The sequence below is a fragment of the Bacillus sp. LK2 genome (genome assembly GCF_001043575.1).
Classification (GTDB): Bacteria; Bacillota; Bacilli; order Bacillales; family Bacillaceae_G; genus Bacillus_A; species Bacillus_A paramycoides.
Genome location: NZ_LDUK01000063.1, coordinates 1 through 10,368, shown reverse-complemented (window position 1 = coordinate 10,368; position 10,368 = coordinate 1). Strand labels below are relative to the sequence as shown.

Here is a 10,368-nt window from a genome sequence, read left to right as displayed (position 1 = left end):
TTACTTTTTGTTTTATTTTTCCTCACTAATTTTAAGTCGTTTTGCATTTCCGAAAAATGCGCTCCCAATTACGAATATAACAGAAGAGATATACAGTGTTATCCCTGAATATTCATTATCAAATATTGTAGTATTAAGCAAATTAACAAACATCATCAATATAAGTGATATGTACAATCCATTAATATTTTTCATTTATGCTCCTCCCTTACTTTTTTTTCTCTTTCATCTCTTTTTTCGGCAACTCCTATGTAATAAATAGTGGTTTCTAAAGGTATTATTTAGAATCCCTTTTTCCCTATTTTACCATTTGAAAGAAGGGATATGTGGTTTGATTTTGGTTGTATATTCTATACATGTCCGGTTAACATAACGCATCATTATCGGTAGCAAGGAAAAGGAAAGAACCCTAATCTCACAAGGGCACCTTCCTTTTTTGTTCTATGGATCCATGCATTTTTTTATACATTCCTATCCTGGCACGGTTTTAGGGTTCTTGTTTGTTACTGGATTAGCCGAAAAATTGTATAAAATCTTGCATACTCTTAGCGTGGTTTTTTTCCGAAATGCTGGCGGTATCCCAAGGAGTAAATATAGTAAAAAGAGGTGATATTGAATCACCTCTTTTTTATTTCCAAAATTCGAACCATTTCTTATCTTTACTCGCTGCAATCATCTTTTTAACTTCCTGAACTTCTCTGATCGTTTGAATGAGCATTTCATCACGGCCTTGTTTCTTCACTATGTCTTCGCTACTATTTAGCGCTATAAGCCTTTGGGATTCCTGTAACGCTTGTATAGCGCTTATCAACTCTGATTCTCTTTGTGCGAATCGCTGATCTTGCTCGGCTAAACGTTTGTTTAATTCCTGTAGCAAGTAATTTTGTTTTTCAATGACTTCTTTTTGATCTTGAATCATCGCTTGTAGCGGTGTAGCGTTGAAATCTGGTTCTTCATAGCGCTCAACTTCATGGCGCTCTAATGGCAATACTTCAACGCCTTGATGCCATGATACTATTTGCTTTGTAGCATTTTCTAATGTCATGTCTGTGTCGTTCTTTAGGCTTATAACCTTACGGAACACCATTACATCACTTTCTCTATACTTCCTATGTCCACGTTCGTTTTTAATAAAGGTATAACCCTCTTTTTCGAGTACATCAGCATACTTACGTAATGTGCTAGATTGAATACCTAATTGCTTTGCCACGTCGCCAGGACTATAAAGCGTCTTCATAGCGTTTCACCTCAAAAATATATTCGCTATAGCAATGATATATCCTTTTACGCGACAACTTCAAGAATTTTCACATGTGTAATGTACTTGGTTTGTATTAGAACTCCAATATTTTTGACAGTTATTGTTTTTTTATTTTCTATTAAGGTTTCTAAAATAAACTAGTGGATTAAACCCATTTGTTGGTGCTACCCCATGTAGTGTTTTCCTTCTTTAAAAAGGTAACACCTTTTTTTAAAATTTAAAGATGAATTTTCAATTATCTTTTGAAATTAGCTAGAGTAAAACACAATAATCTAACTACTTTTTTATACAGAATTCTATACAGATTTTTGTACTAATACAGAACATTCATAAACCTGAAAAACCTCAGTATCTCTACCATATATAAGATCATGCATAGCACGATAGAAAGAGAAAACGGACAAACCCAATAATATCAAGAGTTTGTCGGTTGTCCTTGCTACCGATAATGAGACGTTATGTTAACCGATCATGAATAAGTATACATAAACTAAAAACACCACCCAAGCGAGGTGGCGTTCCAATATATTTTATTCAGTAGGCTTATCGTCGTTTTGTTTTCTTATCTCATCACGAATGTCTTTGAGATATTCATTCTTTTCACGGATTAATTTTAGAACAGTAATAACAGCACAGATTGCAAAGGCAATAATTCCTATATAAACAAGGAAATGGACGATTGCTAAAAGGCTCATCATATATATTCCCCCTTAAATGTCTCTACACTAGATATATGACTTCGCTGTTTACTCAATACATGTAATATCAATGCCATCTATATAATCAAAGAAACAGACGAGGAAAATACCCTTATTTATTAATGGGGTAGTACCAGCAAAACGCGGTAAATATACATTAAGACAAATATTGTAAAAAATCGTAACCAAAAACGTTTAAACATCTCCGTTATGGTCATTTGTTTTTAGTTATAGTTTTTGATATACGGAATCGCTATACGAAAATGGAAATAAAAGTACCATTCAGAATCACCAAGAACGAAGGTTTATGGTGAAAAAATCCCTTAGCGTATGTTTTCCGCGAAATGTTGGCGGGACCCCAAGTAGGAGAAAAAGTAACTTCCACTTTCGGGAATTATGTAAATACGAAACCCCTTTAGCAAGTAAATTGAAGGGGTTTTTTCTAGATACATTGAATACCGATAAGTGGGGTTATGTTAACTATCGACTTAAAAAAAGGTCATACCGCTTATACAGAAATGGACTGAAATAATTTAATCATGACCTGGAAAATCACCCCCAAAACTAGAAATTACCAGTTAAAATTATGATAGAATTTATATATAGGAAAGGTGGGAGATTATGAAAAAACGTTCATTATTAGGGAAAATATTACTTTTTTTTGGGCCGATTTTATTTGTTTGGGGACTAATTATGCTTAATGTGATTACAGATATTATACAGTTTGAAAATACAAATAAGGTATTATCATTTAGTGTTCTTATTGCTGGAATAGCTTGTTTCATTGCGTCTAACTTTTTTAAAGAGCGTAAAGTATAAAATATTTTATGTATATAAAAATTAGACTTCTATATAAGTTTTAATCAAACTTTTTTACAAACCAAGATTAACTGATGTAGGTACCTTATTTAAATACCACGATATAGTGTAATTTGATTATGAAGTTAAAAGGGGTTTGGGTATGGAAGATGTATATGGGGGACTAAAATATTTTGGTTTGTTACTTGTATTAGTATTTGGTGTGGGATTTTTTATACGTTGGATTTTTCGGGATGTAATTTCGTTAGATCAATTACTTGGTTTAAGTATAGGAATTAGTACGTTAATAATGGCGTTTTTTATAAAGAAATTCAGTAAGGAGCTAAATACTAATAGTTAATTTATGCTTTCTTTGGATGAGTATCTCAATGGTGATGAGATACTCATCTTTTTTTATGAGGGATTAAACTCCTTTGTTATGCCGTTTCGAATGTATACTTTTGTTGTGTATTTTGAGGATATCAGGTAATTTGGTAAGAATTCAATATTTCCGGTGATTTGAATGTAAACTAATATTTAAAAGTTTACATTCGTATTTATAATAAATAAAAAGCACTTTGTAATATTTTAAAAGTGCTTTTAACTTGATGTTGATGTGATAGAACCTCAAGTATGTAGAAATTTAAAAAAGTCCCTTAATAATGTTAAAGGGACTTTGCTCACACAAATGATCTGCACATCAATTTATTTTCGATATACAGATCATTTGTATGATAATTTTATAAATAATTGCTAAATAATGAACTTACATAAATGTTTTTAGAAGGTCTTGAATTAATGGGATTGCTCCACCAATAAATTTTAAAACTGTCATTGCGATTTCCATATTACTTCCTCCTCTTGTTTCGTATTAAGATGTGGTGAATCTTTATACCTTTATTATAGTAAGCGCTTACATTTATAACAATACATTTCTATATGCAATATTACATATTTATACGTTTAGACAAAAATGGTACCATAGCAAGGTGAGAGTCTTTAAGGGTTCTCCTTAATAGGAGGAAACAATATGGAAATAATGCAAGTGATTGATAGTAAGCTGAAACTCAAGAGTTGGGTTAAACAGGTATTAGCTGTAGGCGGAATGTTAGGGTTCTGCTTCTTGTTGTTATATGCTTGGTGTTATATGTTTACAGTTTCTTAATTGTTATGTAAATATATATAACTATAATAGTGGAGTCTTACCTACAGAGGTAAGGCTCTTTTGTTGTACCTGAGGTGAACAAACTATACACAATACCTCTCAGACTCCTTTTGAAAGTAAACTTCTATTCAAAAGTTTACTTTCGATAAAAGCAAAAAAAGAGTCCTATTAATTTAGGACTCTTTTTGTTTTAAGTAGGAAAATGTTTTCGTAATTGGCCTAATTATAGAGGCTTATTTGTCAGGATTTGCTTCAGATGTTTTAGAAACAGTCTCAATATCAGAGATAATCATTTTGATAGTTTCATCTACTGACATAGTTTCGGAAATGGTTTTCTCGTTTGGTATATCTAGAAAATCTTTGGCAATGTACCAAGCGGTTAATTCAGCTTGGCCAAAATCGTTTTTGTTGGGCTTGGTTTTATGTCTAACCATTGTTTCTTTGAGAGAAATGTCATAGTAATAAACATGTGTTTCTTCAAATGTATCAATTAGTTCTGTAAGCATAGTTTTGTACTTACTATTGCTTAGAATGCCTTCTACAATTACATAATTTACTTTATTCATACCGTACAGTGCTATTTGTTTGATAAGTTCAACAGATAAGTTTCCGACATCATCTTTTACACGAAGCATGTCTCTACGAACCACATCTTGTGGAACTAGTAGGGCGTTTTTTAGGAGTAGCTGTAGTTGTCGGGCTACTGTGCTTTTTCCAGATCCTGAGTTTCCACGAATAATTATTAAAATAGTTTTCATGAGTGCCTCCTTATTGGTGCCATTCCAAAATGTTTGATGGTATGCTGGGGTGATTGTTTAAACAATAACCGAAAGTAAACCTCTATTCAAAAGTTTACATTTGAGAATAAGAAAAAGGTTTGAGTATCTAAAATTGTGATTAAGTGGGAATTTAATAAAGAAGACAGCGATCAGATAGTGTTGAGCCATCCGATTGCTGTCTTCTTTATTTTTAAAGTTTAATTGAAAAATTTCTTCTTGTTATTTTTGATGTAGTTAACGACAATTACAAAGTAAATAACAGCTATGAGATTAATTATGCTTAATGTTAGACCTGATGGATTAGACCAGGGAAGTACAAAAAGCCAAAATACTACTAAAATTGAACTTAATACATATAACCATTTGAATGGATCTGTCATTCTTAATTCCCCCATTTTTCCTTCTTTGATGATTTTATCTTTCAAGCAATCATCTCCTTTAATTAATTCATCAATGCTAATGTTGAATAGCTCACTTAATGTAATAAGTGTTTCAATATTTGGATAGCCTTTTTCAAGCTCCCATTTAGAAATCGATTGTCTGCTTATGTTTAATTTAAGTGCTAATTCCTCTTGTGATAAGTTGTGTTTTAAGCGTTCTTCTTTTAGTTTTTTATAAAACTCCATGATTTCAACTCCTATAATTCTATTTTTATTACAGCTTATAAAAATTGGTAAGAATCGCAAAGTAGAATGATGTAACTTAAGAGTAGCAAAGGTTTGGAACAGGTGGTTGCATGTGTTGGTCAATCAAAACGGACCTAGCGAAGCGAAGGGAGTATTTGACTTGACCAACTGGACTACACCCGAACCCTCTTGGCATTGAACAAACAATAGTTTGTTCCTGCCGACCGGCGAGGGAGCCCCTCAAGGATTGAGGGGTTGGGGAGTTCGAATGATGGGGTCTGGGGAAGAGTTCCCCAGTGGGTTTGGGCAAAGCCCAAGGTTTTGTTTTTGCCACGTGAAATGTGGCTCGGCAAAGCCGACAAGCGTCGCAGACCCCTATTGATTTTGATGCGAAAGCGTCAAAATACGTATAGGGTTACGTCAATTGACACAATTTCGTCTCCTTGCTAGACTTATTGTATCAATTAATCTAAGGGAAGTGGTGGTACTTTATGTTGTTCTCTATCTCATTTAATCAATCTCACCAAAGTTCATTAAGCCATAATAACAGAGAAAACATTCATGGGAATCCTGGCATCGATCCATCCAGGTTAGAGGAGAATATCTACTTTGTTCAAAAGGACATCCGAAGTGTATACAAGGATGTCTTTCAAGAAGCGGTGGACAAGTATAATGAGAAACAAAAACGCAATGACCGTAAGATTCAGGACTACTATGACAAAATACATAAAAATGAAAAGACACATGAGCAACGAGAATTGGTTGTAGCGGTTGGAGAGGGTAAAGACGACCCAAAGTATAGGGGAGCCAAAAAGGAAGCGTTAAAACAGTATGCTGAGGCGTTTCAAGAGCGAAATCCAAATCTAGTAGTTTATAACATGGTTTTACATGATGATGAAGCAAATCCGCATTTACATATTAACTATGTACCGAATTTCGAAAGTAGTCGAGGATTAACGAGGCGTGTCGGAATGGATAGAGCTTTGCAACAGCAAGGCATTGAAGGGAAAGGTACAGAATTAATTGCTAATTGGCGTGCGTTAGAGACAGCATATATTGAGGATTTAGCAAAAGAGCAGATTCCGAATTTTGAAAGAGCTAATGTACCATAAGTACATGAAAGTTCGTCAGTATAAGGAATATGCGGATGCCTCATCAACCATGGAAAAGCTTATGCATAAAAATAAAAATTTGATGGCTGCTGGAACAAAGCGATTAAAAGAGTTAGTGGTGGATTTAGAAGATTCGCAACAAGAAGTAAAGCAATTCAATGAAAGAAAAGTAACTTTGCATGATGAATTAAATAAAGTTGAACGACGTTTGGAAGAGATAAAGAATAGTGAAATTGAGATTCCTAAAGTTGAAACTAAAAAAACAATGTTTAGTAATGATGTGAAGGTAGATTCAGTGGAATTTGAAAGACAACAAGAAGTGATAAAGCGAGTTGCTCAACTACCAATTGTTATTAAAGACAAAGAAAAAGAATTGGAAAGAAAAAATAGAGAAATTAATAGTTTGAAAGATTCTCTTTCGAAAGAGCAATTTAGAAATAAAGAATTAGTTGGTAACAATCAAGATTTAAAGAAAGAAAATCTTGATTTGAAAAAGGAAAATAAAAAAATAACAGATGAAACGGTTCGGTTAATATTGGTCATAGAAATGGCAAGAAAACATATTGCTAAATTTGTTGATAAGGTCGCAAAATTTATGGGGAGAGAGTTTAATTATTCTCCGGCAGATGAAATTATAGATAAAGCTGAAAAAGAAGTGAAAGAAATACTAAAAGAACAGAGCAAACCCAAAAGAAGAGAACGTGAGGATGAATTAGAAAGATAGGAGTGATGATGATGAAAAAAATAAAAAGAAATGCACTCCAATGTAGAAAATGTGGAGATGTGATTGAATCAAAATTCACTCGTGATTTTAAGTATTGTTCGTGTCGATCAATTGCAGTTGATGGTGGTCTTGAATATGGTCGAATGATAGGTGATCCAGAGGATATTATTGAATTGTATGAGTTTGAAGAAGAAAAAGAGGATTGAATGTTGTGTTTTTGCAACAGATGGGAATCCTTAGTAAGGGATTCCATGTTATTATAGAGAAAGACGAAAAAACCGCCCAATGTCTTGGCGGACAGGCGGTTTTTCATACTCAGGTTGGAATCAACCTAATATATATTCTATACACATTGTAGCATAGGTTAGTTGATTCCTTCCACTAAGGGAGAGAATTATTTTATGACAAAAGTTGTAGATTTTGGACAAGCTGAAAGAAACGCTAGAAAAAGAGATTTAGAAATTGAAAATGAAAAATTTCAAGAGTTATATAATGATGTTTCAGAAGTTGAATTAGAAAAAGCCATGGAAACCATGGCTAAAGCTACTGGCAAAGAGCTTTACATAGGTACTAAAAAAAGTCCTCAGTCGAAAGTGAGGTTTGCTCAAATTTTGCAAAGTAATTATGAATTTTTAAGGGAAAGGGAATACTTTACGGCTAAAGAAAAAGCATTTTTAATTGATATTGTTTCTTCGATTGCTTTTAATTCAAACTGTATTGTTGATGATGTGAAATCAAAAAATCCAGTTCCATTGAATATTTCAGGACTTGCAAAAAAAATTGGATTAACACGAGCGAATACAAGTCTTTCAGTAAATTCTTTGGTTAAAAAGGGAATATTAGCGAAAGCTGAAAGTGGAATTGAAGGAAATAATGCAAAAGCTTATTCATTATTTGTAAATCCGCACATTATTTATGCAGGAGATAAGGATAATGTAAATGAAGCACTTAAAGCAATCTTTTATAAAGCTATGAAAATGAAGATATTGAAAGAGTTACCAGATAAATTATTTTAAGATTGACAATTAGTCAATCTTATTTTTTTACTCATTTTCGTGTGTATTGTTTTCGATACGAATGTGTATTGTTTTCGATACACACGAAAAACATCATAAACCTAGTTATACCAACGTTTTATACCACTTTTAAAACTCTCTCTCTTCTCACTCTATATATATAGGCTAAAAGTTCAGCAAGGAACGGGTCGTATTTTTGAGAAAACCACTCAAAAATCTCCACCCTCACAATAAAAAAAGTCGGTTCGTTTATCCTCACCTAAAAGCTAATGCTTTTTCTTTTTTTATTGTGTCCTTGCACAACTTTTTTCGGCTCGATATGCTTTTTTCGCCAAGCCGACAGACAAAACGCAAGATAATGGTTATCGACTTGGATTAGCAAGTATACGAGCCGAACCGCTTAGATCATTCGTCCTGAAATAGTTCTTACTCGAAAATTGATACGGAATACGTGGGGTTTCGCCCCCACACGACGAGCCAGCACTCTAGCCAAAACGCAAGTTTTCAACCAAAAACAAAACCATAAAAAATAATTATTTAATACTTTAGGAACTAAACTGAAACTCTTGCATAACATGTAATTAGGAAAAACAGTTTTGGAAACAAAACGCCATTTCCATCGGGGCAACCCGAAGGGAAGACCGATGTCTTCCCACCCTACATAAAAAGGCCACCTTAGGGTGGTCTTTTTCAATTTTAGGTAATTTTCAGGTATGATGAATTTCTCTTATTCAATATGCTGATACGTTTAATACATGGGGTTCACACTTGAAAACAGGGAGAAAATAGCATGATAAAACATTTTTACATCTTAAAATCACGTTATTATAAAGAAATTTGGTAGTCTTTAATTAGCCTTTAACTTAACCTCAAACTTAAGGGAGATGTATAAATGAACATCGGTAAACAGATACAATATTTTCGTAAACGGGATAACATGTCCCAAGAGAAGTTAGCAGAAAAAATTCATGTTTCCAGACAATCTATTTCTAACTGGGAAAATGAAAGGAACTATCCAGATATTCATAATTTATTAATGATGAGTATTCTTTTTAATGTCTCCCTAGATGATTTAGTTAAAGGAGATGTAAAGATCATGAAAGAAGAACTTCAAAAATCAGCTTTCTTTAAGTGGAGTTACATCATGTTAGCATTAATGATTATGCTTCCTATTTCTATTGCACCTGTATTTTACTTTTTTGGTTATTACGGTCTTATAATACCTGTGGTACTTACGATTTTGCTTATGCTTTCATCGTTGAAGCTTGAAAACTTGAAAAAAGAGCATAATTTAAAAACTTATCGTCAAATAGTTGATTTTATAGAGGGAAAACCTATAAGTGAAGTAAAGCCTAATATAAAAGATAAATTGTTAAAAATAGGTTTAATGATTGCAAGTGCTTTAATTAGTTATAGTTTGATTTATTTAGGATTGAGTGTATTTGGAAGATAACTTAGAAAACTATTAAAAGTCCTCCGGATTGTTTAACTGGAGGACTTTTGTTTTTACATAATTATCGTTCTTGAAAGTTGATCTTGTAGCGTTCTTTCTCTTAATTCACTATGTTTTCCAAAGAAAATAGGGAAAGACAAGACGATGAATAAATTTATAAAATGACAAAACTGTAAGAATACACGAATGTTTGTAAGAAAGTTCGATGTTTTCCTTTTTCTTTTTTTATTATAGTGAAAAAGAAGAACGAAATATTCTCTTATGTAGGAAAGGAAGATATTAATGATTGATTTATTAAATAAATGGATGTTAGAAAGTACAGGCAATTTCAATATCGTTGTAGGACTTACAGCACTTCTATTTTTGGGTTCAGTAATTGCACTTATTATTATTTACAAAAAAATTGGTAAACCAGATGAAAGAACAAATCCTATTTATTTTAAAATTATTTCTTGTATGTTTACTACTCAAATTCTAATGAATTGCATATTTATTTCTTTAGTTGGTAAAGATATCGAGAATTTCCGTCAAATCTTTATATTATTTGAAGCTTTTGTATTCTTCGTTGGAGCTATTTATTCGTTTAAATTATATAGACAAGAATTTAAATAATTCACTTATAAGTATATCTATAAATATACTTGCAAGTGTATTTATAGGGGTACCGCCAGCATTTTTCAAAATAACCTACGCTATGCGGAAACATAAAATAAAGCTGCCCATATGGACAGCTTAT

At 32.6% G+C, this 10,368-nt stretch carries 12 protein-coding genes and 1 pseudogene; 8 read left to right on the top strand and 5 right to left on the bottom strand.

Going from position 1 to position 10,368, the window contains the following annotated elements; all coding sequences use genetic code 11:
* Positions 1–12: 12 nt before the first annotated feature.
* The 3 genes from VK90_RS30945 to VK90_RS29990 all read right to left on the bottom strand — a co-directional run bounded on the left by VK90_RS30945 (position 13) and on the right by VK90_RS29990 (position 1,959).
* Positions 13–195, bottom strand: coding sequence for a hypothetical protein (locus VK90_RS30945; protein ID WP_048376249.1), 183 nt, complete (start codon positions 193–195; stop codon positions 13–15).
* Between the two features lie 433 nt (positions 196–628).
* A complete protein-coding gene (locus VK90_RS25525; protein ID WP_048376247.1) occupies positions 629–1,237 on the bottom strand; it encodes a DUF3967 domain-containing protein in 609 nt (202 codons plus the stop codon).
* A 554-nt stretch (positions 1,238–1,791) separates the two neighbouring features.
* The gene (locus tag VK90_RS29990) at positions 1,792–1,959 is read right to left on the bottom strand and encodes a hypothetical protein (protein ID WP_156185489.1); all 168 of its coding nucleotides are present in this window, start codon (positions 1,957–1,959) and stop codon (positions 1,792–1,794) included.
* A gap of 621 nt (positions 1,960–2,580) precedes the next feature.
* Between VK90_RS29990 and VK90_RS25520 the strand changes: the two genes are divergently transcribed.
* The 3 genes from VK90_RS25520 (at position 2,581) to VK90_RS31160 (ending at position 3,922) form a co-directional block, all read left to right on the top strand.
* Complete coding sequence (locus VK90_RS25520) at positions 2,581–2,778, top strand: hypothetical protein (RefSeq protein WP_048376245.1); 198 nt, start codon at positions 2,581–2,583, stop codon at positions 2,776–2,778.
* A gap of 142 nt (positions 2,779–2,920) precedes the next feature.
* Positions 2,921–3,118 carry a hypothetical protein gene (locus tag VK90_RS25515; RefSeq protein ID WP_048376243.1) on the top strand — a complete coding sequence of 66 codons (198 nt, stop codon included), beginning with the start codon at positions 2,921–2,923 and terminating at the stop codon, positions 3,116–3,118.
* A gap of 669 nt (positions 3,119–3,787) precedes the next feature.
* Positions 3,788–3,922 carry a hypothetical protein gene (locus VK90_RS31160; protein WP_269431834.1) on the top strand — a complete coding sequence of 45 codons (135 nt, stop codon included), beginning with the start codon at positions 3,788–3,790 and terminating at the stop codon, positions 3,920–3,922.
* A 233-nt stretch (positions 3,923–4,155) separates the two neighbouring features.
* Here VK90_RS31160 and VK90_RS25505 read toward each other — a convergent pair whose 3' ends face one another.
* Both VK90_RS25505 and VK90_RS25500 read right to left on the bottom strand, forming a co-directional pair.
* Entirely contained in the window at positions 4,156–4,680 is a 525-nt protein-coding gene (locus VK90_RS25505; protein ID WP_048376241.1) for an AAA family ATPase, read from the bottom strand.
* 218 nt (positions 4,681–4,898) lie between these two features.
* Positions 4,899–5,327 carry a helix-turn-helix domain-containing protein gene (locus VK90_RS25500; protein WP_048376239.1) on the bottom strand — a complete coding sequence of 143 codons (429 nt, stop codon included), beginning with the start codon at positions 5,325–5,327 and terminating at the stop codon, positions 4,899–4,901.
* A 491-nt stretch (positions 5,328–5,818) separates the two neighbouring features.
* On the opposite strand from VK90_RS25500, the pseudogene VK90_RS25495 reads away from it, so the two are divergent.
* From VK90_RS25495 to VK90_RS25475, 5 genes and pseudogenes are all read left to right on the top strand, one after another.
* A pseudogene (locus VK90_RS25495) lies at positions 5,819–7,163 on the top strand (plasmid recombination protein).
* 5 nt (positions 7,164–7,168) lie between these two features.
* Positions 7,169–7,369, top strand: coding sequence for a DUF7695 domain-containing protein (locus VK90_RS25490; protein WP_048376236.1), 201 nt, complete (start codon positions 7,169–7,171; stop codon positions 7,367–7,369).
* 195 nt (positions 7,370–7,564) lie between these two features.
* Positions 7,565–8,179, top strand: coding sequence for a hypothetical protein (locus VK90_RS25485; RefSeq protein ID WP_003204248.1), 615 nt, complete (start codon positions 7,565–7,567; stop codon positions 8,177–8,179).
* A gap of 892 nt (positions 8,180–9,071) precedes the next feature.
* Complete coding sequence (locus VK90_RS25480; RefSeq protein WP_048376232.1) at positions 9,072–9,632, top strand: helix-turn-helix domain-containing protein; 561 nt, start codon at positions 9,072–9,074, stop codon at positions 9,630–9,632.
* Positions 9,633–9,914: 282 nt separating this feature from the next.
* Complete coding sequence (locus VK90_RS25475) at positions 9,915–10,244, top strand: hypothetical protein (RefSeq protein ID WP_000566283.1); 330 nt, start codon at positions 9,915–9,917, stop codon at positions 10,242–10,244.
* Positions 10,245–10,368: the final 124 nt, after the last annotated feature.

Excerpts from the sequence above, each read along its gene's own strand:
- VK90_RS25490 (WP_048376236.1), top strand. The coding sequence starts at position 7,169 with ATGATGATGAAAAAAATAAAAAGAAATGCACTCCAATGTAGAAAATGT.
- VK90_RS25475 (WP_000566283.1), top strand. The coding sequence starts at position 9,915 with ATGATTGATTTATTAAATAAATGGATGTTAGAAAGTACAGGCAATTTC.
- VK90_RS25500 (WP_048376239.1), bottom strand. The coding sequence starts at position 5,327 with ATGGAGTTTTATAAAAAACTAAAAGAAGAACGCTTAAAACACAACTTA.
- VK90_RS25520 (WP_048376245.1), top strand. The coding sequence starts at position 2,581 with ATGAAAAAACGTTCATTATTAGGGAAAATATTACTTTTTTTTGGGCCG.
- VK90_RS25505 (WP_048376241.1), bottom strand. The coding sequence starts at position 4,680 with ATGAAAACTATTTTAATAATTATTCGTGGAAACTCAGGATCTGGAAAA.
- VK90_RS30945 (WP_048376249.1), bottom strand. The coding sequence starts at position 195 with ATGAAAAATATTAATGGATTGTACATATCACTTATATTGATGATGTTT.
- VK90_RS25525 (WP_048376247.1), bottom strand. The coding sequence starts at position 1,237 with ATGAAGACGCTTTATAGTCCTGGCGACGTGGCAAAGCAATTAGGTATT.
- VK90_RS29990 (WP_156185489.1), bottom strand. The coding sequence starts at position 1,959 with ATGATGAGCCTTTTAGCAATCGTCCATTTCCTTGTTTATATAGGAATT.
- VK90_RS25485 (WP_003204248.1), top strand. The coding sequence starts at position 7,565 with ATGACAAAAGTTGTAGATTTTGGACAAGCTGAAAGAAACGCTAGAAAA.
- VK90_RS31160 (WP_269431834.1), top strand. The coding sequence starts at position 3,788 with ATGGAAATAATGCAAGTGATTGATAGTAAGCTGAAACTCAAGAGTTGG.
- VK90_RS25480 (WP_048376232.1), top strand. The coding sequence starts at position 9,072 with ATGAACATCGGTAAACAGATACAATATTTTCGTAAACGGGATAACATG.
- VK90_RS25515 (WP_048376243.1), top strand. The coding sequence starts at position 2,921 with ATGGAAGATGTATATGGGGGACTAAAATATTTTGGTTTGTTACTTGTA.